21 protein-coding genes are annotated in these 26,508 nt (G+C 35.3%); 9 read left to right on the top strand and 12 right to left on the bottom strand.

The window, feature by feature from the left end:
* The first annotated feature begins 304 nt into the window (after nt 1-304).
* On the top strand, nt 305-1,654 hold the full coding sequence (locus QNJ50_RS21510; RefSeq protein ID WP_300639200.1) for a D-alanyl-D-alanine carboxypeptidase: 1,350 nt from the start codon (nt 305-307) through the stop codon (nt 1,652-1,654).
* 145 nt (nt 1,655-1,799) lie between these two features.
* Here the strand turns inward: QNJ50_RS21510 and lptC are convergent, their stop codons facing one another.
* The 3 genes from lptC to metG all read right to left on the bottom strand — a co-directional run bounded on the left by lptC (nt 1,800) and on the right by metG (nt 5,471).
* Nucleotides 1,800-3,029 carry an LPS export ABC transporter periplasmic protein LptC gene (lptC, locus tag QNJ50_RS21505; RefSeq protein ID WP_300639198.1) on the bottom strand — a complete coding sequence of 410 codons (1,230 nt, stop codon included), beginning with the start codon at nt 3,027-3,029 and terminating at the stop codon, nt 1,800-1,802.
* Nucleotides 3,026-3,658, bottom strand: a complete 633-nt coding sequence (locus QNJ50_RS21500) for an NYN domain-containing protein (RefSeq protein ID WP_300639206.1) — start codon at nt 3,656-3,658, stop codon at nt 3,026-3,028. The genes lptC and QNJ50_RS21500 overlap by 4 nt, the downstream gene beginning before the upstream one ends.
* A 211-nt stretch (nt 3,659-3,869) precedes the next feature.
* Nucleotides 3,870-5,471, bottom strand: a complete 1,602-nt coding sequence (gene metG / locus QNJ50_RS21495; protein WP_300639195.1) for a methionine--tRNA ligase — start codon at nt 5,469-5,471, stop codon at nt 3,870-3,872.
* Between the two features lie 1,173 nt (nt 5,472-6,644).
* Between metG and QNJ50_RS21490 the strand changes: the two genes are divergently transcribed.
* Nucleotides 6,645-7,433, top strand: a complete 789-nt coding sequence (locus QNJ50_RS21490) for an alpha/beta hydrolase (RefSeq protein WP_300639192.1) — start codon at nt 6,645-6,647, stop codon at nt 7,431-7,433.
* A 355-nt stretch (nt 7,434-7,788) separates the two neighbouring features.
* Here QNJ50_RS21490 and QNJ50_RS21485 read toward each other — a convergent pair whose 3' ends face one another.
* On the bottom strand, nt 7,789-9,267 hold the full coding sequence (locus QNJ50_RS21485) for a leucyl aminopeptidase (RefSeq protein ID WP_300639189.1): 1,479 nt from the start codon (nt 9,265-9,267) through the stop codon (nt 7,789-7,791).
* A 577-nt stretch (nt 9,268-9,844) separates the two neighbouring features.
* Between QNJ50_RS21485 and crtA the strand changes: the two genes are divergently transcribed.
* The 3 genes from crtA (at nt 9,845) to QNJ50_RS21470 (ending at nt 12,277) form a co-directional block, all read left to right on the top strand.
* The gene (gene crtA / locus QNJ50_RS21480) at nt 9,845-10,723 is read left to right on the top strand and encodes a cyanoexosortase A (RefSeq protein ID WP_300639186.1); all 879 of its coding nucleotides are present in this window, start codon (nt 9,845-9,847) and stop codon (nt 10,721-10,723) included.
* On the top strand, nt 10,723-11,376 hold the full coding sequence (locus tag QNJ50_RS21475) for a cyanoexosortase A system-associated protein (RefSeq protein WP_300639183.1): 654 nt from the start codon (nt 10,723-10,725) through the stop codon (nt 11,374-11,376). The genes crtA and QNJ50_RS21475 overlap by 1 nt, the downstream gene beginning before the upstream one ends.
* 193 nt (nt 11,377-11,569) lie before the next feature.
* Nucleotides 11,570-12,277: an HpsJ family protein gene (locus QNJ50_RS21470; RefSeq protein ID WP_300639180.1), complete on the top strand. Its 708-nt coding sequence runs from the start codon at nt 11,570-11,572 to the stop codon at nt 12,275-12,277.
* A gap of 109 nt (nt 12,278-12,386) precedes the next feature.
* On the opposite strand, the gene rpe is transcribed toward QNJ50_RS21470, so the two are convergent.
* Nucleotides 12,387-13,091 (bottom strand): ribulose-phosphate 3-epimerase, encoded by a 705-nt coding sequence (gene rpe, locus QNJ50_RS21465; RefSeq protein ID WP_300639177.1) that lies wholly within the window; start codon nt 13,089-13,091, stop codon nt 12,387-12,389.
* A gap of 339 nt (nt 13,092-13,430) precedes the next feature.
* Here rpe and QNJ50_RS21460 point away from each other — a divergent pair, with 339 nt between their 5' ends.
* Together QNJ50_RS21460 and QNJ50_RS21455 are read left to right on the top strand one after the other, a co-directional pair.
* Entirely contained in the window at nt 13,431-15,011 is a 1,581-nt protein-coding gene (locus QNJ50_RS21460; RefSeq protein WP_300639174.1) for a S8 family serine peptidase, read from the top strand.
* 417 nt (nt 15,012-15,428) lie between these two features.
* Nucleotides 15,429-15,938, top strand: a complete 510-nt coding sequence (locus tag QNJ50_RS21455; RefSeq protein WP_300639171.1) for a glycine-rich domain-containing protein-like — start codon at nt 15,429-15,431, stop codon at nt 15,936-15,938.
* A gap of 197 nt (nt 15,939-16,135) precedes the next feature.
* Here the strand turns inward: QNJ50_RS21455 and QNJ50_RS21450 are convergent, their stop codons facing one another.
* From QNJ50_RS21450 to QNJ50_RS21435, 4 genes are all read right to left on the bottom strand, one after another.
* A complete protein-coding gene (locus tag QNJ50_RS21450; RefSeq protein ID WP_300639168.1) occupies nt 16,136-16,684 on the bottom strand; it encodes a hypothetical protein in 549 nt (182 codons plus the stop codon).
* A gap of 838 nt (nt 16,685-17,522) precedes the next feature.
* Entirely contained in the window at nt 17,523-18,047 is a 525-nt protein-coding gene (locus QNJ50_RS21445; protein ID WP_300639165.1) for a DUF4347 domain-containing protein, read from the bottom strand.
* A 1,025-nt stretch (nt 18,048-19,072) separates the two neighbouring features.
* Nucleotides 19,073-20,470 carry a response regulator gene (locus QNJ50_RS21440; RefSeq protein ID WP_300639162.1) on the bottom strand — a complete coding sequence of 466 codons (1,398 nt, stop codon included), beginning with the start codon at nt 20,468-20,470 and terminating at the stop codon, nt 19,073-19,075.
* A 71-nt stretch (nt 20,471-20,541) separates the two neighbouring features.
* Complete coding sequence (locus QNJ50_RS21435; RefSeq protein ID WP_300639159.1) at nt 20,542-22,938, bottom strand: ATP-binding protein; 2,397 nt, start codon at nt 22,936-22,938, stop codon at nt 20,542-20,544.
* A gap of 388 nt (nt 22,939-23,326) precedes the next feature.
* Between QNJ50_RS21435 and QNJ50_RS21430 the strand changes: the two genes are divergently transcribed.
* Nucleotides 23,327-23,599 (top strand): hypothetical protein, encoded by a 273-nt coding sequence (locus QNJ50_RS21430; protein ID WP_300639157.1) that lies wholly within the window; start codon nt 23,327-23,329, stop codon nt 23,597-23,599.
* Between the two features lie 74 nt (nt 23,600-23,673).
* Here QNJ50_RS21430 and QNJ50_RS21425 read toward each other — a convergent pair whose 3' ends face one another.
* Together QNJ50_RS21425 and QNJ50_RS21420 are read right to left on the bottom strand one after the other, a co-directional pair.
* On the bottom strand, nt 23,674-24,249 hold the full coding sequence (locus QNJ50_RS21425; protein WP_300639154.1) for a nitrate transporter: 576 nt from the start codon (nt 24,247-24,249) through the stop codon (nt 23,674-23,676).
* Nucleotides 24,250-24,484: 235 nt separating this feature from the next.
* Nucleotides 24,485-25,060 carry a TIGR04376 family protein gene (locus QNJ50_RS21420; RefSeq protein WP_300639203.1) on the bottom strand — a complete coding sequence of 192 codons (576 nt, stop codon included), beginning with the start codon at nt 25,058-25,060 and terminating at the stop codon, nt 24,485-24,487.
* Between the two features lie 305 nt (nt 25,061-25,365).
* Here QNJ50_RS21420 and QNJ50_RS21415 point away from each other — a divergent pair, with 305 nt between their 5' ends.
* Nucleotides 25,366-25,764 (top strand): NirD/YgiW/YdeI family stress tolerance protein, encoded by a 399-nt coding sequence (locus tag QNJ50_RS21415; RefSeq protein WP_300639151.1) that lies wholly within the window; start codon nt 25,366-25,368, stop codon nt 25,762-25,764.
* Nucleotides 25,765-25,920: 156 nt separating this feature from the next.
* Here the strand turns inward: QNJ50_RS21415 and QNJ50_RS21410 are convergent.
* Nucleotides 25,921-26,508 (bottom strand): D-alanyl-D-alanine carboxypeptidase family protein (locus QNJ50_RS21410; RefSeq protein ID WP_300639148.1); only part of this gene is annotated, 588 nt, incomplete at its 5' end.

Genomic DNA, 26,508 nt, shown 5'->3' with positions numbered 1-26,508 from the left:
TCCTGTAGGGTGTGTGACGCTGTGAAAATATCTGAACGTAAGAATCAGACTTATAGCGTCACGCACCAACCACCAATTGTGACACTTGCGTAAGTCCTGATATATAAACTTCATATAGTGTCGATATTTATGTCCTATTTATTAAAATTATCTTTAAGCTCGGAATTGTTAGCGTAAAATTGTTACCCGTACCTCTTCCGTAGAAGGTAAACACCTTTTATTATTACTACATCCTGAGTGGGATCAAAAAAGACTGTATATTAGCACAGGAAAAACTTGCTTTCTCCAAAAAGAGGAATGAAAAATGCTGGAATTACTGGGTTCAGGTCTGTTTTCACTTTGGCTGGAAATGGCTGGAGTAGATGTCAAGCCAATAGATGCGTTAGATGTTTTGGCTTGGCAAAGTAGCCCTGGCTTAGTTCTTGCGACCGATCCAAATCCAACGGGGGTTAATACAGTAAAGGAATATCTTAAAGAACTAATTGATCGCAAGCTGATTACCAACGATCTGACAAATTCCCAAGGTGTTTGGATGCAGTCAGGACCGATGTTAATGGCAAATCACCAAGGTACAACGCCATTACCTGCTGCCTCATTGACAAAAATAGCAACATCTTTAGCTGCTGTAAGTAAATTGGGATTGGATTATCAATTTGAAACTTTGGTTGGAGCTACAGGAGCGGTGGAAAATGGGGTTCTAAAGGGCGATCTGGTTATTACTGGCGGTGGCGATCCTTTATTTGTGTCGGAAGAAGCAATTACCTTAGGGAATGCCCTTAACCACATGGGTATTAAACGGGTTGAAGGAAACTTGCTAATTAAAGGTAATTTTGCGATGAATTTTCAGCGCAATCCGCAGTTAGCAGGTCAAGTACTCAAGCATTCACTTCATCATGCAAGTTGGTCCCGTCGGACAGCTATTCAATATTCGATTATGCCCTCTGGTACTCCCAAGCCTGAAGTGATAATTGTTGGAAAGGTCAAACTATTAGAACAGCCAAGCCCTCAACAAACTTTACTAATTCGCCATCGCTCTCTACCCTTAAGGCGTATTGTAAAAGAAATGAATGTTTTCAGTAACAACCACATGGCGCAAATGTTGGCAGATTATGTTGGGGGAGCAGAAGTTGTACAATCAGTGGCAGCAAAGCTTGCAAGAGTTCCATTGCAAGAAATTCAGTTGATTAACGGTTCTGGATTAGGGGTAGAAAATCGCGTTTCTCCTCGTGCAGCTTCTGCCATGTTAATGGCTCTACATCGAATAGCCATGAAAAAAAACCTGACAATTGCGGATTTATTCCCCACTGCGGGTTTTGATCGAAGGGGAACTATGCATTCCCGTAAGCTTCCAGAAGCTACGGCGATGAAAACCGGTACTCTTCGAGATGTCAGTGCTTTAGCAGGGGTAATGCCAACTCGCGATCGCGGTTTGGTTTGGTTTGCAATTATTAACCGGGGTCCTTATATTTCATCGTTTCGACAAAGACAGGATTTACTATTACAAGCCCTCGTCAAACAATTAGAAAAAGCACCTAGTGTTCCTTCTGCTGTTACTCCCCATGGTGGTGCAGATTCCTTACCCGATTTAGGTGCAACTAGTCGCAATGAAATTATTGATAAGTTGGTTGGTAATTCGGGAATGGGTAATGGGTAATTAGTAATGGGTAATGAGTAATGGGATAAGAATTTTGACAATTATTTATGAAGAGATTGAACAACACTGAAAGATTGGTTTAGATCGGAATAATTTATTTACCCAATCGCCAATCCCCAGTCGCCAGTCGCCAATCTCCAAAAAATTACGGCTTTGGTTGTGGAATAACCTCCGTTATTACCCGACTGCGTTTAGCACCACCACTAACCACAATATTTTGTTGTTCTAAGTTTCCAGATGCTTTATCTCCAGAAAATGTTAAGGGTGGATCGATTTGACGATAAACAACATTCCCCTGTGCTTCAACTAATTCTTTATCCAGATACCAAGTCATATTTTGGGACTTAATTGACTGATTGCGCTGTCCCACACCATTAACGTTACCTGTTAAATAAACTGTATTTTTCGGCAATTCCAACTTACCTCGATCGGCAGTTACTGTCATATTTTCTTTGTTATGAACTACTGTGACTGGAGCTTTGGTATCAACTACTTCTGAGTTTAAGTTCCAGTTCATGTAGTCACTTGCGACTTGGATCGGTGGTTCGAGTAATTCTAGCTGACCATTTTTAGTGATTGAAACTACTTTCGTTTTTAAGTTGACTTCAGCAGAATTTCCCCTACCACGGTCAGTAATACGATTTTTTTTGTAGCGATCGATTTGAATCGGACGTTTACCGAGTAGTTTTTCTTCGTTAATTTTCCAAGTTAATTCTTCGGTTCGCAATTGCAGTTTTGGCTCAGTTGAGTTAGCTACTACCCCACCAAATAGTTCCATACGTTGTTCGCGAGTTTTAACTCTGGCTTCTTTAGCTATTACTCGTACTTGTTTGTGGATACCATTGAGCTGTTTGCGAACAATTAATAAATCTTCTTGAGGACGCCACTCAAGTTCGTTACCTTTGAGTACTGCTCCGGTTTTAGGATCGGTAGCGACAATATTCCCTTCAAGAAATAACTGTTTTCCGTCCTGTTTAATATTAGCTTTTTGGGCTTTTACTTGGTAAACAACTTTGCCATCTTGGTATAATTCACCATATGGTTTTTCTACCTCAGCAATTTGCTTTTCTTTGGTATATTTCGCTTGCTTTGCGTCTACCTTCCAAATTGGTTTACCCTTATCATCAGCTTGTTCCAAAGTAACATCAAAGAAAGTTAATTTACTTTCTTCATCCCCTGGAGTTGACGATTCAGTTTTCTCTAGTTCTTTTTCTGGTTCTGTTTGACCGCTACAAGCAAATAATCCAATTAAAAGCAAAAAACTCAAAGATAATTTGCATAAATCTTTGATATTAAATAACTTGGTAAGGGAAAATAAAATAAATTTGCTTATTCCCCAGATGGTTTTTTTTCTGTTTTGTTGATAACACTTCATTCTGGGATTTCCAAGTGTTCGTCACTTATAGTTGGAGCTTCATCTAAAAAACCCATTTCTGATAATTGACGATAAGGATAGGTTTGACGGGGTGTTTTTTGAATATCTTCTTTAATTGCTTCCAGGTCAATATAGCGATCGCTAACGTTAATTAAACTATCACTAGTCATAGACCTCAAACTTGCGACCTCTACACGCACACCTCTGTAACTTACAGAGTTAACAGCATATGCTAAATCTCCGTCACCACTAACTAATACTGCGGTATCATAAGAATCTACTAATGCCATCATATCAACTGCAATTTCTACATCCAAATTAGCTTTTTTCGAGCCATCTGGTAATTGAACTAAATCTTTGGCAATAACCCGATAACCATTCCGACGCATCCACAACAAAAAACCCTGTTGTTTCTCATTGGTTCGGTCAACTCCAGTATAAAAAAAAGCGCGTAGTAATCTAGAGCCACCAGTTAACCTACACAATAATTTAGTGTAATCAATCTCGATTCCTAATTGGAGGGCGGCATAAAATAAATTGGAACCGTCAATAAAAATTGCAACTCGACCGCGATTTTCTAACACCTGTTCTGGCGTGAATATTGAGTCGTGTTCCAGGTTATTCAACATCATTTTCATACCTCATTTTTATTTATGTAGTATTAGATACTTTTATCTAGATTTCAGACTTAAGTAAGAGCGCTTTATGATAATCTTTCAGGGCTAATTAACTCAGCCCCGACAAATTAAACTCGATAAATTGAACTGGATAGATTGGACTCGATAGATTGGACCCGATAAATTAGACCCGATAAATTAGAGATGAGTAATAAATTAAAATTTAATCGTTTTTAGGTATTTCTATTCTTTTAAAGACCGGCTGGGGCTTACCCAACTTTTGCTTGTTGCTTAATACACCCCACTGTGAGTGAACGGCAAAAGGTGTAGTAATTGCTGTTTGGGTTTGGTCGTTAAAGTTTACCTGAAAACCTAATTGCTGGTAAATTTTATTACTGGTATCTGGGATAATTGGAGACAAAAGGTATGCTGAGAGTCTTACTGACTCCAAAACCGCATACAAGATTTTTTCTACGGCATCCTGTTGTCCTTGTTTGTATAATGACCAAGGTGCATGCTCGTCAATAAATTTATTGCAAGCTCTTACCAGAGCCAAAACAGCTTCACAACCTCGATCAAATGCCAGGTCTTGGTAAGCAACTTTGACTTGAGAACCCAAATCTAAACCAATCGCTTTTAAAAGATTTTCCACAGGTATATCTTCCGCAGTAATTGGTGGTAAGTTACCTCCACAATACTTTTTCACCATGTTGGAGGTGCGGTTGAGTAGATTTCCTAAATCATTGGCCAAATCTGCATTTAATACGTTAATGAATCTAACTTCATTAAAATCGCCATCTTTACCAAATTCAATTTCCTTAAGAAAGTAATAACGAATGGCATCACTACCATAACGTTCGACTAATGTTATGGGATCAACTGTATTACCAAGAGTTTTTCCCATTTTTTGACCATCTTTAGTCAAATAACCGTGGGCAAATACTTTATGCGGCAAGTTTAAACCGGCGGACATTAACATTGCTGGCCAATATACAGCATGAAAACGCAGAATATCTTTACCAAGCAAGTGCAATTTTATTGGCCACCATTTTTGCAAAGCCTTTTCTAATCCTGCTTCCTCATCCGGGTCTAATAATGCTGTTGCATACCCCAACAAAGCATCAAACCAGACGTAAAGGGTATGCTTAGGATCGACTGGTACTTCAAATCCCCAATCCATATTGACCCGCGATATAGAAAAATCTTGTAGTCCTTGCTTAACAAAATTCAGAACTTCATTGCGACGACTTTCCGGCTGGATAAAATCAGGGTGATGCTGGTATAAATGTTCGAGTTTTTCTTGATATTTAGATAATTTAAAAAAGTAGTTCTGTTCGTCTCGCCACTCAACTTCTTTATTAGTATGAATGGGGCAACGTTTTCCCTCCAATAAATCTCTTTCTTCTTTAAATTCTTCGCAGGATACGCAATACCAACCCTTTTGTTCGCCTAAATAAATATCCCCATTATCCCAAACACGTTTAAAAAAATCTTTAACTATTACCTCATGCCGTGAGTCGGTAGTACGAATAAAGCGGTCATATTGAATATTTAGTAATTTCCATAAAGAGGAAAACTCTGCAGAAACTTGATCGCAAAAAACCTGTGGTTCTAAGTTTTTTGTTTGGGCAGTACGTTGAATTTTTTGCCCATGCTCATCTGTCCCCGTCACTAATAAAACTTGATTTCCCAATAATCTCTGAAATCTTGCGATCGCATCTGCTGCCATTGTTGTGTAGGCACTGCCGATGTGAGGTAGACCATTTACATAATATAAAGGTGTTGTGAGAGCAAATATTTTTTCTGTTTTTTCCACTAGATTCATGCAAAATAAAAAAACAACTTATTAAAACCGTTTTCTATCTATAGTTACGCAGATAAAACCACGCCATTATATAATAATGCTATTGCATTTTCAACCAACTCCTTAATACTAGCAAATTTATTAAGTCTATTCTTTTTGTAATAAGTATAAAATCAGTTAATTTATGCCGAAAAATAAGAAATCATTGATAGTGATATAACCCTGAAAGTCAACAACAGGAATTATTGTTATTGGGAATACAAATTATTCTTATATGGATAAATTTTCCCTCCGCAGCAGATAAGATACTTCTACCTTAAGAGAGTCCTTCATAAATTGAAGAAATGTAAAACTTAAAATAAAAGATAGATTGATAAATTTGATTAATGTCTAAATAATCGCAAATACATGAGTTTAAATAGTCGTCTAGATATTTATCGATTATTAGTAGGTGTGTTTTCAAGGAAAATGCTCCCTATCTTTAAGAATCTCATTCCTTAGGAGTTTAAACTTTCAGTATCGATTAGCCACTATGGCGGACGATCTAGACTTGCCAAGTGTTATGTAGCTCCTAGGAAGAGAGACTCGTTGTGTTTTTCATTGGGATATGGAGTAAATACTCACTCTCGGGAGAAATAGTTACCGCAAAACTTGGCTCTCTCCGAGTACTGGAAAATGATTGGTGTCCTTATAACCTTGTGGAAATTTGCAAAGATTGTCGAAGGGAAGAAAGAAAGAGAAATAGCTTGTTTAGGAAACCTGAGCGTTTGTGTAGTATTAGCTCCACACCTGGATATTTTGCGAATTTAGCATTTACAGTGACATTATTAGCAGAAAATAATACTTATTTGTTTTATTCAAAAGCTAGAGATTTTCCAGTAAATAAAGTCTTTGTTCTAGTTGGTTGGAGGTATTTTTGAGAATTTTTTCTTGTGTTGTGATTATTGTTGGTCTTCCATATTGTATTGTCCATTCAATCTTAGAATAAAAATCAGAACGAGTAAGTAAAATTTCTCCTTTTATCAATCCTCAGTTATTGGGGATTATAGAACAATAAATTGTCAGAATAAAGGCGTAATTAAAGTATATTTTTTTTAGAATTTAGTATCTAACTAAATTTATTTTAAAAATGTTTACTATATGACTAATTAGTGTTTTAAAAGTCATCATTTAATAGGTGTCAAATATATAATAATGGCTCTACCAGAAAAAGAATTTAAACCCTACTTTATCACTCCAAAAGTAATTCAAAAAGAATATCCCCTGTTTATTTATTTGCCAGGGATGGATGGTAGTGGAAGATTATTGCGCACGCAAACAGCTGCTTTAGAAAATAGTTTTGATATTCGTTGTCTGGCAATTCCGCCTACCGACCAAAGTGGTTGGGACAAATTAACTAGCGACCTGGTAGATTTAGTGAAAGCAGAACTGCAAAGTCAACCTCGAACATCTGTGTATTTATGTGGTGAGTCCTTTGGTGGCTGTTTAGCAATGAAAGTATTGGTGGAAGCTCCCCATTTGTTTAGTCGAATTATTTTAGTTAATCCGGCTTCGAGTTTTCATCGTTTACCTTGGTTGAATTGGGCATCCCAAATGTTAGACCTAGTTCCATCTGCTGTGTATACATTTGGTGCTCTTGGATTTTTGCCCTTTTTAGTGAGTTTAACAAGAATTTCTGCTACAGACCGCCAAGATGTTCTCAGAGTTATTCGCTCTGTACCTTCTCAAACAGTTAATTGGCGCGTATCTTTACTGAGACATTTTTCTATTGACATGGAAGAATTGACTCAAATACAGCAGCATATTTTGTTGATTGGGAGTGCTAGCGATCGCTTACTACCATCAGTAACTGAGGTTGAGCTTCTCGCAGATATTTTTCCCAACAGCCAAGTTTTTATCTTACCGGACAGCGGACATGCTTGTTTGTTGGAAAAAGATATCGATCTCTACGAAATAATTCAAGCTTATTACGAGGATTTGTAAAGGTATGTATGAGGAGTCAGGACAGACCGCGCTCTAACGAGCGTTAACGCAGTGGGGCGTCAGCACAGCAGGAGTCAGGAGTTAGGAGTCAGAAGTCAGGAGTCAGGAGTTAGGAGTCAGGAGTCAGAAGTTAGAAGCTATGATTCACCTGTGGTTACACTAAGAATACGGATTAAATAAGGTACAAAAGTAGGTGCTATTAGCATTGCATAACGCACCATTTCAAATTTAATAGTTACAGATTATTAAATTCTTATTCGTAAGAAGCAAATGCTAACGGTCTAGAACATCGGTAAAGTTTATTCCTCCGCTTATACAAAATGAGGACAAAAGTATAAGCGGAGTAGTTAATGCTTTATTTACTCAAGACCCAGTGAACCAGGGTTCGTACCCCAAAACCTGTTGCTCCGGGACTATTGTAACCATTTTCTTTATCTGCCCAAACAGTCCCAGCAATATCAAGATGCGCCCAATCAACGGTATCTTTGACGAACTGTTTGAGAAATAAGGCTGCAGTAATGGAACCTCCAGCCCGAGGTCCAGTATTTTTCATGTCAGCAATACCAGATTTGAGACCTTCAAAATACTTATCTTCCATCGGCATGCGCCAAATTTTTTCCCCTGCACCTTGGGCTGCTTTTTCTAGTTCCGAGGCTAAGTCATCACTGGGAGTAAATAAACCAGCAATGTCATTACCCAAAGCTACAACACAAGCACCAGTTAATGTTGCCAAGTCAACAATTGCATCTACACCCAATTTATCCGCAAATACTAAAGCATCAGCCAGAGTCAAACGACCTTCTGCATCTGTATTGTTCACCTCAATAGTTTTACCATTGGAAGCTTTGAGGATATCACCGGGGTGCATAGCGTGACCGCTAATCATATTCTCAGTTGCAGCTGAAATAAAGTGAACCTCTACATCGGGTTTGAGTTGACCAATGGCTTTAGCTGCACCCAATGTAGCAGCCGCACCACCCATGTCAATTTTCATGGTTTCAATGCCGCTACCCGCACCTTTAATATTCAATCCACCAGAGTCAAAAGTTAACCCTTTACCGATAATTGCTAACTTTTGTCTTGGGGTTGCTTGGGGCTTGTAAGTCAGATGGATAAACTTGGGTGGTAAATCGGAAGCTTTTGCTACTCCTAAAAAAGCACCCATCCCTAATTTTTCACAATCTTCTTGTTCCAGGATTTCTAACTCTAAGTTATGGGTTGAGGCAATTTCTTGGGCAATTTCTGCCATTGTAACTGGCGTCAATTCATTGGCAGGTGCTGCAACAAGTTGTCTCGCCAAAAATACTCCCGAACAAATTTGATTTGCTTTGATAATAGCAGCTTCATTATCTGCTAAACCCAATAAATCTATTTCTTCTACCTGTGTTTCTTTGGTTTCTGGTTCTGACTTAAAGCGATTATCCTGATAAAGTGCCAATTGCACTCCTTCTGCTAGGGCTTGGGTGACACCTTCAGCATCATGTTCGCCATAGGGAAAACTAATTGCTAAAGTTTTACACTTTTGTTTTTTTGCATTTCGTGCGGCTGTGGCTGCTGCTTTTCTCAGTGTTTCTAGTGTTATGTTTTGTATCGCTCCCAAACCAATAACTAATAATTTTTTAATTGGGCTGGCTCCGGGAACTCTAATAAAAATAGAACTACCTGCTTTAGCTTTAAATTCTTCTTCTGTAATTATTTCTTTTAAAATACCGCCTAATTTTTCATCTAAACTAGCTAATTCTCCAGTTAATTCGGTGGCATCTTCAAATAATCCGATGGCTAAAGCATCTCCTTTCCACTCTAAAAAATTTGTATTGTTTGCTCTAACTTCCATATTTTTCTAATTTATCTGTAAAACTTCCGATTAACAGTATTACTCAAAAACGCCTAGATGTTTTGAGATGTTGCATCTTGTTCTTTGCAAGGAATTGCAAAATTCCTATAATTGAATTGCAATTAGATTTATTTTTGCTCTTCTCTACTTTAATTCTTTTTTACTTTATGTGGAGTTTTTTAGTTTTGGCAATCTAGAACTATAATTATTAGCCTGATAGTAGACATTTGTATTAATTAACCTAGCTATTTCATAAATTCTAAACATAAAATAAGCTTGCCAAAATGGGCGATAATGATTGCAAAAGTATGCTTTCAAGAGCCAAATCCTGTTAAACATCAAATCTCCTGCGACAGTAGTTAGTAATTTTTTTGTTCCGATTGAAGTGTTACAAATTTTGGTATCGCTCCCCACTAATTAGATTAAACATGTATTTAAATCAATTAAACAAAGTGATTTTAATCACTAGTGAATATCCGGATTTGCAATTTTTTACCGGAATTATACTTAGAGGCTGCAAGGTCTCACCATTTTGTTTGAAAATGGAAACAGAGTTTAGGATCTCTGCGTTATTTTTATGAAAATCAAGTTGCATGATATGGTAATCGCCAAACTTAAGCTGCTCCAATACTGCTTACTTGCGACAGGTATTGGTTTGATTGCCATTCACCTAAACTTGGTTTGGAAATCCAATAATTCCAGTCTCCTAGGGACGAGTATTTTATTTTGGACGGCGATCGGTTTTTTGATTTGGGAAAAACGTAATGACCTGAATCTAGAAAGCGATATTTTCTCCAGTTTCTTCGGTTTTTCTCTAATTGCTTTACTTTTATTAAAAAGTGCTTCCATGACTAGCTTTGGTGGTTTTTTATACCTTTCTCCATTCGTTTATGCTTTTGCTTGTGCTTTATTAGCTTCTGGTTTTAAAGGTTTGAGACAATATGCTGGTGAATTATTTGCCTTGTTTATTCTTGGGTTACCAAAACTATTACCTTTGAGTTTAATTAATACTTTTCTGTCTCCAATAACTGCAAAACTATCAGCTTTTTTGCTGTGGTATACAGGTTTTGATGTGCTTCGTTCTGGAGTTTATATTCATTTACCTTCTGCAAATCAAAGTATAGAAGTTGCTAGTGGTTGTTCGGGTTCAGAGCAAATTCTTCATATGTTGGGTTTGGGGATTTTGTTTATAATCATATTTCCCCTCAATAGGCTACCAAAAATATTCTTACCTATTGTTGCTGCCATTATAGGATTTGTTGTTAACGCAGCACGAGTTGCTCTAATGGTTGTAATCCTTAAAGGGGATAACCAAGAAGCCTTTGAATATTGGCATCATGGCGATGGTTCCCTACTATTTTCGACCATTGCTGTTTCTGTATTTGGGTTATTTTGTTGGTTTATCCTGGGACAAGATAAATCAAAAAATGGTGACGTAACTCCTTCGTCAAAGTAATGCTTAGCTGGCGTAAACTGCGAATTTTACTGTTAATTATTAATTTTACTGGCATTCTTATTGTCCTGGTAATTACAATCATCCAACCAGTTCAATCTTGGCTACCTACGACTTCCCATGCTTTTCCAAATAAAATATCTTTACCTCAGTGGGAACAGGTTGAGAGTGGTAAATTATCGGAAAAAAACCTCAAACAACCCGAGATAATTGCACAAAAGCATTATCGCTATGTGCAGAATAATTTATCTTTAGATATTGAAATGCGTTATCTAACACTCATAAAAGGAGAAAAATTTATCAAAAAATATTTGGGAATTACTTCTCCTGTAGAAGTTCGATTGCGAGAAGGTATTGGTTATTACGGTATTGGAGTAGACAAACAAGAAGCCTTCCTCAGCACTTGTATGAATTCCGGGGGTATTACTACCTTTACTGATGAACAGTTTGAAAAAAATCAGTATTTTTCGATTCTGGAACCACAAAGTTTAATCTCTTGGTTATTGGGTCGCAGAACAAGCATAGATAAGCATTGCATGTGGGCACATTTATCAGTTCCTCTTGGCGAACAAAAGCCAGAATTTGCTTATCAATTGTTAGAAAAAGCCTGGTTTTCTTGGTATCAACAGTGGAACTCTCACCTGTCAGAGCGTTAGCTTAGAATCAAATTTTACTGAAATTATACCAATTTCAAAAAATACCGCTACACATAAATTATTTAAATTTATCCCCTGTTTCCTGTTCCCTATTCCTTGTTCCCTTTTATAAATGAACTGTAGCAATATCAAAGGAAATTGGTATTAGTAATAAAATTAACGATTAAAATTTCTGTTTTTTGGTGTGTAAAAGATGACTAAATCCCATAGTGACAAATTTGTTTCTTCAGTACAGGACTTTGCTTTTAGTCAAGAAGGTTCAACAATGATTTTGCGGTGTTTAGGATATGGTTTATTAGTCTTGGCACTGTTTGACGTTGTAGAAATGTTAGTGCCACCAAATTTTATGAACCCTGCATGGGAGTTTCAAACCATAGGTGCATTAGTTGAAAGAGTTCCAGTACCCTTAATTGGTTTAGCATTCGTATTTTATGGTGAGATGAATTCCCGCAAGCGCTGGGAATTTCCCGTATTAAAAGTTTTATCTTGGTTGGCTTTAGTAATGGGAGTGGTTTACATACTCTCCATTCCTTTAGGAGTTATTAATGCAGCTAGACTCCAGAGACAAAGCTCTACCCAAATTAATATATTATCAAAACAACAGATTAATCGTGCCGAACAAGTAAAGAAACAAATTGATTTGGCTACACCAGAACAAATTGATAATTTGCTCAAACGCCAAGGTCGCTCCTTGGAGCTAGAACCAGAAAAGTTAAAACAAAGACTTTTAGGGGAAGTATCCCAAGCCAAACAAAAAATTAAAAGTCAAGCAAAAGCTACAGAATCCAGTAGAGGTTTAAATTTACTCAAGAAAGCAGTGAAATGGAATCTTGGTGCGGTAGTTGCAGGAATTCTTTGCATCAATATTTGGAAAGGGACTGATTGGGCAAGAATGAATTGAAGCAAAAAGAAAAAACCCTCTCGAATTATGAGAGGGATAATCTTTACGAACAACAAGATCAGTTAATTTGATTAAGTATTTATCGCTGCTAATAGTGAATCAACACAAATTATGAAGCTTTTGCTAATTCTGGACGTTTACTATTGCGAATACCTTCAATTGCTTGAGCGTAATCCTCCGCTTTGAATACAGCGGAACCAGCCACAATAGCATTTGCTCCTGCTTCTAAAACCTGCCAAGTATTATTAGCTTTTAAACCGCCATCTACTTCTATCCAAGGATCTAGTCCGCGTTCGTCACACATAGTACGTAACTGACGGATTTTTGGTACTACACCGGGAATAAAGCTTTGACCACCAAAACCAGGATTGACGCTCATGATTAAAACCATATCGCACAGGTCCAAGCTGTATTCAATTAAATTAAGTGGAGTTCCAGGATTGAGAACAACTCCTGCTTTTTTACCCAATTCTTTAATCTGTCCCAAAGTACGGTGTAGGTGAGGAGAAGCATTATGCTCGCAATGAACATAAATATGATCTGCTCCTGCTTTGGCAAAGTCTCCAACATACTTTTCCGGTTCCACGATCATTAAGTGGACATCTAATGGTTTTTGAGTGACTGGACGAATCGCCTCCACTACCAGAGGACCGATTGTAATATTGGGTACAAAACGACCATCCATTACGTCGACGTGGATCCAATCTGCTCCTGCTGCATCTACAGCACGAATTTCTTCTCCAAGACGACTAAAATCCGCTGATAAAATCGATGGAGCAACTACAATGGGCTTTTGAGATGAGTTATTGGTCATGGTTAGCGGGTATTCAAGCGTCCTCTTCTGTATGCATTGTAACAAAACATTGATTAATTAATTCATTAATGAAAAGTTATTTAGTTATTTGTCGGGAAATTGGGGACTGGATACTAGCGACTAGGGATAGCACTGCGTGTCGCCTTGCGGCATAGAGCCTGCGGCGTCGGCGGATCCGTTCGGAACGTAGCGCAGCTATAGGTAACGTAGTTATAGCCTTTAGCCTCTGGGGACTGGGAAGATGAATATCTTAAATGCCTGATACTCAATCGGCAATCATTAATCTCAGTTAATTTTGTTTGTTTTTCTTTATCATTAGCTTAATTGTCTGCTACACAAATGCTAAAAAGACAAGTCTGGATATTTTGGGGTTTAGCAGCTTCTTTATGGAGCATACCGGTAATTGCTTTGACTTCTCTCAATCGAAGTGGAATTGATGTACTAAAGCTACGCAAAGCTCCCTACAATTTGAGCGGTCATAAAATTTCCATTGGTCAAGTAGAGATTGGACGCCCGGGAATGTTTGGCTGGGATAAAGCTGTATCTAAGAATAGAGCAGTTTCCCTCGCGGGTGTTTTTCAACGTAACCAACCGGCAAAATCAAATCGTGGCGTCGATCCCCATGCTCACAACGTTGCTGGAATCATGATTAGTAAAGATAAAAGTTACCCAGGAGTAGCACCACAAGCTCGCCTGTATTCTTCTGCTATTGGTTCCACAAAAAATATGGGACAACCCAATGAATGTTTGTCAGCACAGCATATCGCTTTACAAAATGGTGGAGATGTCCGGGCAATTAATTTCAGTTTTGGGGAACCACTACATCGCGACCCCAGACCAGAAGCTGTTTTAGATGGTAACGCTTTACTAACCTTATGTGTTGATTGGTCGACTCGATTTCACAACGTTCTTTATGTTGTCGCAGGAAATCAAGGAAAAGGAGGAATTCCTATTCCTACCGACAATTATAACGCGGTTAATGTGGCTTTTTCTTCTCGCCAGAGAGAGATGTTTGATAAGGTTCATGTTTCTAACCTCACTCCTACTCGGGGAATGAATCGAAGATTAGAAGGTAAAGAGTTCAACATTGGGACCCGTCGCACTGTAAGTGTAGTCGCACCAGGGACTAATATCAAAATGCTCAATCCTGACGGTAAAGTCAAAAAAGTTACTGGAACTAGTTTTGCTACCCCTCATGTAACTGGTGTTGTTGCGTTACTCCAAGAATTTGGCGATCGGCAATTTAGAGCTAAAGGAAATAATTGGAGTCTTGCTTCCCGTCGTCATGAAGTAATGAAAGCTGTGTTGCTCAACTCAGCAGAAAAAATCAAAGATAAGGGCGATGGTTCTCATTTAAGAATGACAAGAACTTTGATTGATAAGCAAAATCGAAATTGGCTGGAGTCTGATGCTTATAAAAATGAAAATATACCTTTGAACTCCCAAATGGGAGTCGGTCATTTAAATGCATTTCGGGCATTTCAACAGTTTAGTGCGGGTCAATGGAATCCAGCAGAAACAGTACCTATTTTAGGTTGGGATTATCGTAGTGTCGCGAAGAATAATTATGTTGAATATAAAATTTCCCAACCCCTACGTAAAAATAGTTTTGTTTCCATTACTTTAGTCTGGAATCGATTAGTGGAGCTTAATGATGAGAATATTAATCAGAAGTATGATATGGGAGAAACATTTCGTGATCGCGGTTTAAACGATCTAGATTTGTACCTTGTTACAGACAAAAAATCAAGCAACAAAAATAAAATCTGTGCTTCAACCAGCAAAGTTGACAACATCGAACATATCTTTTGTCAGGTTCCTGCTACTGGAAAATATAAAATTCGTGTCAAATACAATCAGCAGAATAACGAGCCAATCCAACCTTTTGCTTTAGCTTGGTGGGGTGTAAGTGGAAAATAAAATTAGGATATAGGGGTTCTTTTTCAGAAAGTACAAAATAGCTTAGCCTCTCAATAATTTACATTATCAAACTGATAGCATTTAATTTATAAAGTTAACTTTTTGATAAATAAATCGTCTCTTGATTTATCACACTTTTGATGTGTTTGATAATACACCAGTGGTGTGATTTATATTAATACTAATAATTCTCATAAATGACATGCGCATAAAGTCCAAAATAAGCTAAATAGGATTAGAACGTAAATTTATCATTTATTGATATTTAAATTTTATTACATACTCAGTGCATAGATATTTGTATTATAAAAAACCCGGATATAAAAGGATTAATGACGAATCAAAAAATATCAAATACTTCCACAGACTTAGGTCATAAATCTGTCCTGTATGTAAGGGTAATTAGAATTAAAAGCTATGTTAATTGCCAAGCAAACTGTGTCTTCTCAAATGAAAGTATTTACTGAAAAATTAAGGCGACTCGACTTAGGTCCTATTGCTTATAAACTAATGAATCATAATAATGGCTTAGGATGGAGTCGCGAAAAAACAACCCAAGCAATTTCTCGCTATCTAATGTTTCTAACTTTAATTTACCTATATCCTAATCGTCAATTTGTCCCATCTCGAGAAATTGATTTAGTTTGGCATATTCACATAATTGATACAATTAAATATGCCCAAGATTGTCAAATGCTATTTGGTCACTTCATTCATCATTTTCCTTATTTTGGCAATCGTGGTGCTGCAGATAGAAAAAATTTAGAAGTTATATTTAAGCAAACTCAAGTAATTTTTGAAGAACATTTTGGTCCTAACTCACTGACAGAAGAAAGTGCAAATGAGGCTGCTGATTGTCAACCAATTGGATATATTCATAATCTCATTCGACCACGGGTTGAAATTAATTTTATGGAACTCGTATAAGTAATATCATCGACTATCAAATATCACAACTTACTCGTAATCTATTACCTTGTAAGCTACTACATAGATAGTTGACACTAATGAAAGTGCTGGTATTTAGTATAGTATTATCTCTTTTTCATGAATAAAACTATACTATTTGCCAACAAAAATGTATTTGAGCTTCCTTTTTGTATTGAGTATAGGCTTGAGTTAATTTAAACTTGAACTGATGGAGATATAAGGGAAATTGCCTCGGGTGGAATTAAGCTTCTATGTGTAGGAAAGGCTTCTCCCTGTTCTAATTTTGCTCTCAGAATTAAGCTTTCTCCATCAATATCAGAGATAGTGATTGCATTAATCGTAAAATCAAAATTACTATAAGCGTAGACAGTTGGGTCAGGAATAATATTAGCGATTTTAGAAGAACTTCTAATTCCAATAATCGTCACTATTGCTATTACAAATGGAGAAACAAATAATTCATTAGTCTCATTGAAATTCTTAGTAAACCACTCCAGAGTTAAGGTGCTTGCAGTATGGGGAATTTTTCGAGATAAAGATTGGATTTCAATGGGATTACCATCAATACTTAAACTGAAGTAGTCTTTTTCTTCATATTGATGATAGTCAAGCGGAGCGATGGAATTAATACTTATTTTGTCATGAAGAGGAAGCCCGCTTAAAGTCAATACTTTTGGTTGTATTGGGACTTCAGATAAATCTTCTTCTGTTGAACTTTTGAAGAAGTTTTTGTGGTTGTACATTATCCCTCGTGTTGTTTTTATAAAGCTTTAAAGATTATTCTTCAGGACTTACACTCGATTGATAGTTTTTACTTGAGAAAGCTCAAAACTAAAAATTGCACAGCGCTTGTTTATACCAAATCCGATTTTTAAAACCCCTTTATATTTTTTGGTATTTCCCCGTACTTCCCACTCTTCCCCCTCTCATTCTTAAGGATTTAGTATTAGTTTACGTCTCACTAGTGATCACGTGACCTTGATCGCAGGTCAGTCTTAATTTAACTAGCAAGAGGAATTTCATAGTTTCTGGTTTAAACCGCATTAGTTACTGTTGGATGTTTGATTGAATTTACCTCAAGCTATACACAAATAAACAATTATCCGTTTGCCTCATAACTCTATAAGGTTTTCGGACATAGTTTATGGTATCGTATTGAAGTTCTCTATCACCAAAGAATAAAATGATATTTTTGATTTAGTTCTATATTTGATATTGTGCTGTGATAAAAATCCCTTCGAAGACCGCAGGAAAAGCTAAATTTGTGAATTAAGGTTAAGGGATAAATCTCGTTTATATCGAAATAATTTTGCGACTAACGTTCATATTTAAATACAAGATTCCACTATTCTTTGAGAAATGAATCGGAGTATTTCGGAATTTTTTTTGGGATTAAAAGCTCATTTATAAACACTTTTGAGTCTCAAATAGTATTCGTGTTTACTACTAAGCTCTAGCCCTGTTTGTTACTAATCTATATTGTCACTAATATGAAAGCACTCCAAGACTTACCCAACAAAAGCGTGAGTTAGTCATACCTAATTAAGTAATTACGTTTATTTTGCGTAAGTCCTGTTCTCATTAAACCCCGAGTAAACCAATATAGTTTTTTTGGATCGCTGGTAATACTTCCAACTCCGGGTTAATATTTCCTAAGTGATAATCTAACTGCCAAGTATTGTAAGAAGCTGGGTTTACTCTGCGTGTAAAAGCTGCAATATTAGCACCTGTGATCTGATGTAACCTTTGGATAAACTCAGTACCAGAATCTCCGACTCCAACATCACGACCATAAAGAATAATATTGGGAACAGACCAAGTAATTAGCTGTGGAGCATAACGGTTGAGAGAAAATAGGCCTAAATGACTTTTTCCTAAATACAGACATCCTGGAGAACCATGAGAAATAATATGAAGACTTCTAAGGCGATTGTATTCCTGCAAAGTTAATGTAATTTGTTGTACTTCATATTCATTTGGTTGAAGTAAAACTACTTCGGCTTTACCAAGGATTTTTGAAACTATACTTTGCCAGTCTTCTATCTTAGGGTCAATGGCAACTAGAGTACGAACGGGCTGAAAACGGAAATTACGATCTAAGTGCATCAATTAAGACTCCTAATGAGCGTTCTGCCCGTAGATGCGTTGCTCTGAGACCTTCAATCTACAACAACAAAACGCTTGTCACGCTGATATTGTTGAGCTAAAAATATTGCTTGTCAGCCGGGAAAAGGTAGTGGAAAGTTAAGTTAAATTAGTTTAGTTCGAAAATTAATTTCATATTCTGCTGTTATTGCTTTAAATAATAAACTATTTTTCTATTTAAATTGAGTATTTTACACACCCGAAAAGAATAAGTTAGTATATGTGAATTGCGACCAAGGATAGGTATCAAAAAATATTCAAAATCTGGAATAACAAAACAATCACTAGGCTGATAAATGAAAAGGGAATTAGGAATCAAGGATAGTAATTAAGACATTTATTATTTCAGTCTTTAAGGGCTAAATCCTAAATTCCTATTTCCCATTCCTAAGTCGCCAATCTCTATTTGATGAGATATTTTTATTTTTTTGACTTAGACAGAACATAAGATATGACAGGGCAAGCATTGTAAGAGGTTTATTACTGCAAACTACCAATCTTATTGGTAATACTACAGATTCAGAGAAATAAGCTAGATAATCGAGTTTTCTCCAATAGAATATCTTACTTGATTTCAATTTATGGGGCAGTAGATACAACCCTGATATTGCGAGAAGTCATTTCTATTTGCCATTTACATTGAGATGTAGATGCACGAACCCGATCCTCCGTAAAACCACTTTGGTATGAGTGGGAAGATTACTCGTTGTTATTTTTAAGCTAAAAATAAAGATTGTCAGCTAGGAAAAGTTAAGGAATAGGTAGTTTGACAGTTTGACAATTTACAATTTGTCAATAAATCAAATATTATTACTATAATAATTAGCTAAATATAAATTCCTTTAGAATTTAAAATCACAATTGAAGATACATATAATGGGTAATATTAATAAATTCCTGTTGATTATGGTTTTTGCTGTTTTTCTCAGAAAATAAGGTAAAGTTTACTTGTTTTAGATATAACATTTGATATTTTTTTCATTTTTTTAATAAATATGTATTAATGGTATCTTAATAACAAAATGGATACCTGTAGCTTCGCAGTGAATGTATTCCAAGCTACCACCATGCTTTTCTACTATTAATTCTCTACTAATAGAAAATCCCAAATTATTTTGTTCTTCCTTAAAGATATTCGCAAAATTTTGTATGATTCCATCTACCTTGGAGTCATACAAAGTGAAAGCATTATTTTCAATTTTGATAGTTATATTTTCTTTATCTAGATCGGTAGTAATTTTTATTTGTAGGTTTAATACTTGTGCTAATTTATCGCCAACAGGATCTGTTTTGTTTTCTAATAAATTATGGTTATGAATGTATGATTTTTCTAATCCATCAATTACATAATTTAGTAAATACATAAATACTTGATTTAACTGTCCCGGGTAACATCCAACTTTTGGTAAGTTACCATATTGTTTGATTACTTTAATCGGAGGACGTTTTGTTTGTGCTTTGATTCTATACTGCAAAATCATCAAGGTAGTTTCAATTCCTTCATGGATATCAATATATTTTTTTTCTACTCCATCTGCACGAGAAAAATTTTGTAAAGATTGTATTATCCCACGAATATTATCAGTTCCTAGTTTCATAGATGAAAGTAATTTAGGTAAGTCTTGTAAAATATGTGGTAAATCCATGCTATCGATTTTTTCTGAGATCTCTATACCGACATCAGGAAATTTATTTTGATAGATTTTTACTAAATCGATTAAGTCTTGAATATACTGATTGGCATAATATAAATTAGTCGAAATTAAGCCAACTGGATTATTAACTTCATGAGATACTCCAGCTACAATTTGACCTAAGGAGGAAGTTTTTTCGCTCTGGATAAGTTTTAATTGAGTTTGTTTGAGTTCTTCTAGCGCTTGGGAAAGTTCTGCTGTCCTTTCTTTGACTCTATCTTCTAATTGTTGTTTTTGTAGGGTTAATTCTAGGTTTAAATATCGTAGTTTTAAGTGTAGTTTTACTCGGGCTAATACTTCTTCTTGTTGAAAAGGTTTAGTGATATAGTCTACAGCACCTAGTGTTAAACCTTTGAGCTTTTCTTCTGCTTCGGTTAGAGCTGTAATAAAAATAATTGGAATATCTTTAGTCGCTGGATTCGCTTGAAGTTGACGACAAGTTTCAAAACCATCTATTTTAGGCATCATCACATCTAAAAGTATTAGATCGGGTGGATTTTGATTTACTTGTTCTATCCCACTCAAACCATCCATTTCTACAAGTACTTCATAACCTGCATAACTCAATGTTTCGTATAAAACTTCTAAATTGGTTGGGCTATCATCAACTACTAAAATAGTTTTTAAATGATTGTGGTTTTCATTATGGCATTGAGATAATTCATTTATATGCGCAGTTTCAAATTCCATATATTTTATGTCCTCCATATTTCATGTAAAAATTAAAATAATCTCTAAAATAATTCGATAATTGTAAATTATTATTTCTGAATATTTTGTTTAAGAAAACTACGAATATTTTTGATATTAAAATCTTTCAATAATAAGTTTAGATGGTTTACAAAATCTTGATAATCACCATTAATGTTTGCTATTTTTTCTAGCTCTTGAATCATTCCTTTTATTTGTCCTTTTTTTGCATAATCTAAAAGCATAATTAGTTCGGATGATGGAGGGAAAATGATTGATTTATGTTGGTCTATATTTAAATTATCTTCTAGTAAATTATCTGAATTTGCATATTTCCAACTAATATTGAGTTTTCTTTCAATAAACCTATATAGCTCCTCACTCTGTATAGGCTTTATCAAAAAATTTCTTAATTCTGAGTTATTTATTTTGTCTTTTCTTCCCTCCAAAATACTTGCAGAAGTTAAGATAAATGGTATATTTCCCAAATTTTGATAACTATCCATGTAGGAACGTATTTCCCAATCATCTAAAATCGGCATATATATATCCGAAATAATTAGATCAGGCTGATATTGTTTCACTTTTTCTAACCCCTCTCGAGCATTTTCAGCTTCAATAAGAAAAAATCCAAGTGGTTCTAAAATATTAATAATTAAAGAACGATGTTTCCAGAGGTTATCGATAATAAGAATTGTTTTTTCTTTTCCGGAATAACCAATAATTTTTCTAGTTTTACTAGGGATGTTTATTTCTTTATAGTTTTCAATAACAGAACATGTGATTTCAAACGTAAATTTACTACCTTTACCCAATTCACTATTTACTTTTAGACAACTGTCCATAAGTTCAACCATTTTTTGGCTGATAGATAATCCTAATCCCGTACCATCTTTATAAGTTTTAGAATCTACTACCTTTTCAAAGGGTAAAAAAATTTTTTCTAAATTATCTTCACTAATTCCTATCCCAGTATCTCGAACAGCGAACTGAATTTTAATCTCAGAAGCTGTAAAATTGCTAATTCTGACTTGTAATGTAATACTTCCTTGTTCGGTAAATTTCAATGCATTACTAAGTAAGTTAATAATTACTAGCCGTAATTTTTGCCTATCTGTAGTGATTCCTAAGGGTAAATTATCTGGGATATCGTAGAAAAATGAAATATTTTTTTGTTTAGCTTTTATTTTATATGTATCTATTATTTCTTCTAATAAATATCGGAGATTAAAATCTGAAATATTTAGTTTAATTGTATTTGATTCGATTTTAGAAAAGTCGATAATATCATTAATTAATGTTAGTAAATTATCGGCACATTTATGAATTACTTTAATGCCTCTTTTTTCCTTCTGTGTAATATTTGGAGAATTATGAAGAACTTGAGTATATCCTAGAATCCCATTTAGAGGTGTAAGAAGCTCGTGACTAATATTTGCCATAAATCTTCTTTTAGCTTGATTGGCTAAATCACATGCTTGTTTTGCTTCTTTATTCGCTATAATCAAATTTTTCATTTTACTAACTATTTGATTAAGGTAATTAGCTATCTCTCCCAACTCATTCTGATTTTTAGTAGATAATTCCACTGTTAAATCTGATTCTTCTGCAGATTTTTCTGCAGCTTTTTGAGCAAAAATTTTTATTTCTTCTAAGGGATAAGTAATTGCTTTAGCTGTGTAAGATATTAATAAATAAGCATTAATTATACTTAAACATATTCCCGTAGAAATAATGATTATCCTTGAGAACTCAGCCTTTATTAATTCAACAGTTGCTTCCTCTTCTTTTTTCTCGGCGAGGTTAATGATTAATGCTAAATCATCTGCGATATCTAATAAATTTTTGTTAGCGTCGCTTGCTGAAAAATCAGCCAAATTTTTTGGTGCTTGAGAGATTGTATTAGAGTTAGACTTTAAAAGTTCAATTTGATTTAATATCTCATCTAAATTTTGAGATATTTCTTCAATTGTATTTCTGTATTTAGTTAGTATTTGTTTTGTTTCTGGAATAGATAAATAATGTGGATAATTATTGAATTTATCCAAAGCTGATTTGACTTTTGTATGACCTTCAATTGCGACTAATTTTGTTTTACGTAGATTTTCTATTTTTTTGGTAGAAAAAGTTTGGATAGAAGAAGGAATTCCTGTAGTACTTTGGATCTCAAAGGCTGTATGTCTTAATTTATTTAGTAAACGATGCTCTTGAGTAATTTTAATTTTTTGTTGTTTGGCGCGATAATAATAATAGTCACCAATTGCAAAACTAACAGTAATTCCCAAGATAGCAATACCAACAATAAAGATATAAACAGATTTAATTTTTTGGTTCAAACTCATATTGTTGCTTACTTGGGTTATCCTCACAAAAGCATTTGACCATGAGGAGAATAATTTGATAAGAACAGCTTTCTCATCGGAGGAATCACTTGTATAGATTGGATGCTCGGGGTTGGGATGACTCATTCTGCTTTAAAATAAATGCATACAAGAATGGGTGATTCTACTAATTACATTTTTCCCAAATTAGCAAGCAGAATTCATATCAACCTTAGAAGGTTGTGAAAATATTGATTAACTGATAAATAATGGCAATTATTCTCTAAATGGTAATTTTCCCATCTCTACCCACAGAAGATTATCTACAAGAATCTCTCCTCCTCTTCCCACCCTTTCCCTTATCAATCAATTAAAAACTTTCTACCGCTAGGAATAACAGGTGATTTGGATTTGCTCAAAGTCTTTCTGGCACAATGAAATTAGTATTTTGTAATTGTCGATATAGCAAGCATCAATTAATATGCGACCTATCTACGCTATAAGTAAAGAGATTTGAATCTGAGGAGTTAGATTTATGAGGGTTTGGCTTGCTTGCTTTTTTGTGTTATTTGCTTTAGCAGAATTCTTTGACTGGGTGAAAGAATTATCTTTACCACTACCGATTTATATTTTAGGTGGAGCATTTTTAGCAGTTGCTTCCAATTACAACAGATTAGTTGCTCCGTATTTGAGTAATTCAAGCGATACTGCACTTGAAGGATCCTCAGAACAGTTACAGCTTGAAGCATTAGAGCGAGAAAACTCTACCGTAAATGAAGCTGTTTCTTCCCAGTTGGAAGGTTCTTAGTAAATTCAAAAAATAAATTGCAGCAATATAATGAAGCTTTGACTATAAGAAATCACTAGAAGTTTAATCTATTCTTACTCATCAACTTCTTTGGGTTTTGGTAGAAGCTTTGAAACGAGAAATGCTGTTAGCTCCAAGATTTGGTCTAGCAAAAAACCGATGGTACCAATATAGGCGATCGCTTCAATAATATAGTTAATATTGCCATTATTGTAAGCATCCCATAACAAAAAGCCTACACCACTACCACCAGTTAACATTTCTGTTGCAATTACTGCAAACCAAGCAACCCAAATACCTTGTCTTAAGGCATAAAATATATATTCGATCGCCAGTTGTAAATTATTACCGCGATTGCGAAAAGCTTGTACGCCTGCTGCTGTTTGAACGATAATTGTCCACAAGGAACCAACAAATACCACAACAATTGACGCGGGTTCTGGTTGTCTGAGGAGAATTAGAGCTAAAGGTAGAAAAGCGATGGGAGTTACACTATGGGGAATTTGGAATAGTCGCTTACATATTTGATAAATCAGGCGGTTAATACCAATTAAAATCCCGATCGCAATACCAAATGCAGCAGCAGGTGTATATCCCACAAACAAAAGTTGCAGGCTATTTAAAATATCTAAAAATATATTTGTTCCCATGTCCGAAGCTCTTGAGGACTTGCTTACCGATTGAAGCGACACTCAAACTTGGTAATACGCACTTAATAATAAACGCAAAACCATTTGAGATAATGTATCGGTTGCGAACATAATCACTATAAAAGTAGATAAAAATTATATGAATAATCTTTTCTGCGATCGGAATTGGAGATTAGAGATTGGGAGACTAGGTATTGGGGATTGGAATTAATAGAGAAATGATAAATAAAAACTCTTATTTTCCTTTCTTACGCTTCATCTGTTCTAACTCGTCTTCTATTTCCCAATTACGGAATTTATCTTCGAGTTCGTCATATCCAGAAAAATTATTGTTGCTTGAATTCCACCAACCAGTAGTTTCAAAACGCTGCTGCGATTGAGTTGCAGACCTTTGAGCTTGTGCTTGGGATGCTTTTGTTTGTACTTCCTGTCGTCGTTGTTGTACTTTCCGCAGTAGATCTTTTGCTTGGGTTATACGTTCTTTAATACCTTGCATGTGTCCCCAAAGCTGATTTCCTTGACGTAACAATGCTGCTTCTCTTTGTTGTGCTGCACCTAGCAAGTCTACTCTACCTGCTGCTTTAGCTTTTGCGATTCGAGTATGCCATTTTTGAATTTCTTGAGCGGTTGTGAGAATATCATCTTGCGATCGCTTTTCTTGTAATTGCAAGTCTGCAATTAATTTTAAAGTGTCTTCTTCTTGCTTGCGTAGCTGTTCTAGCAGCGCTTCTAATTCCAAATGGGGATTATTACGTAAGAATTCTTCTAAACGGTTTTCTAGAAATTGACTTAAATCATCAAATAAACCCACTACTACCACTCCAGACATAGATTTATTCTAAGTCTAGTCAGTAATTAGTTAATTTAACAACTCCTCAGGGCTAATTTATTCTATTTGTATCTAAAATAAAAATTGTAATTTATAGCACACCATATAAATGGTAATTACAATTCAAATAAAATATTTGCTCCAAAACAACTGATATATATAAATATGTCTAATTAATTAATGATAATGCTGTGTATCTGATTATTTTACTGAAGTTTTTAAATCATACAAAGTTATAGTTAAAGTTATAATCTCCTTGGAAAATATTCAATTTTAAATTCAAAATCATGAAATTTTTTGTAACAATTAGTGCAATTTCCCTCGCAACTGTTAGTAGCTTTTTAGTGAGTCTCTCTGCACTTGCACAAGCAGAGCTTACTAGTGTTTCCAAAGTATTAGCTTCACCAAAAGATGATATGGAAGTGAAACTTCGTGGTAAGATACTGAGTCAACAAGAAGGAGAAGCAGAATATGTCTTTACAGATAATGGTAAGGATAAGATTATCTTAGACATCCCAGAAGAAAAAAATTTTAAATACGATCCAGAGAAAACTATAGAAGTTTCTGGAGTCGTAAATATCAAATCAGATGAAGAAGATAAAGAGAAAGAAGATAGTGTGGATCCAACTCCAGAATTATTAGAGATAGAGGTGAAAGAAATTAAGGTAATTTCAGATGCTGATTAGAGCCAGTAAAGTGATTGTAAATTGCCATTTATAACAATTTCAGACTCATTTTGAAATTCAGGGTAAAGAGTAATAAGTGTGCTCTTTAGTTCTACTTATTACTCGTTACTTTTTTACTGATAAACTTATACTGTTTGAGTTAATTGTTTGAGGTCATTACAATGGTGTTAACCAATAATTAACACCTTTAATAACTTGATTTTTAAATCCTAAAAGTGCTAATTCCTCTCGTGAAGTACCAATATAAGTCCAGTGAGGAGTATCGTTTTTTACTGTGCGGAACCAACCATTTTGATTAAGAATTTTTTGCTGTGCTTGGTTTGTTACCCTTAGATCTACTGCTAATCCCCATAAGTGTTGTGAGGTTCCTGGGGGAGCTACGATACTAAGAATTTTGGTTTCTTTTCCTTGTCGTATATTTTCGAGTGTGCGATTGTTCGCGTATTTTCTCCATAATCGCAGGGTTGTACTAAAACTACGAGTGCAATTAATTTGACCATACCTGGACATTAGGGGAATTTTGATTTGAGCGCGGGCTCTATTTAGCGCATCTGCTGCTGGTTTTTGTAAATAACAGTTGCGGGTACCGTTAACTTTTCCCATATTTAATGTTGCTTGAAACTCTTTAGTTTCTTTCTCGTTAGCAAACATTAGTTTTTCTGGGAGTTTGATTCCGGATTGACGATTTATATATGCTGCTCCATAGAATCTGAGTAAAATATATTCTAAACTTTCAGGTTGGGG

This window comes from Mastigocoleus sp. MO_188.B34 (assembly GCF_030065675.1).
In the GTDB taxonomy this organism is placed as follows: Bacteria; Cyanobacteriota; Cyanobacteriia; order Cyanobacteriales; family Nostocaceae; genus Mastigocoleus.
The sequence above is the reverse complement of the archived record's forward strand: the minus strand, read 5'-3'. Positions and strand labels throughout refer to the sequence as shown.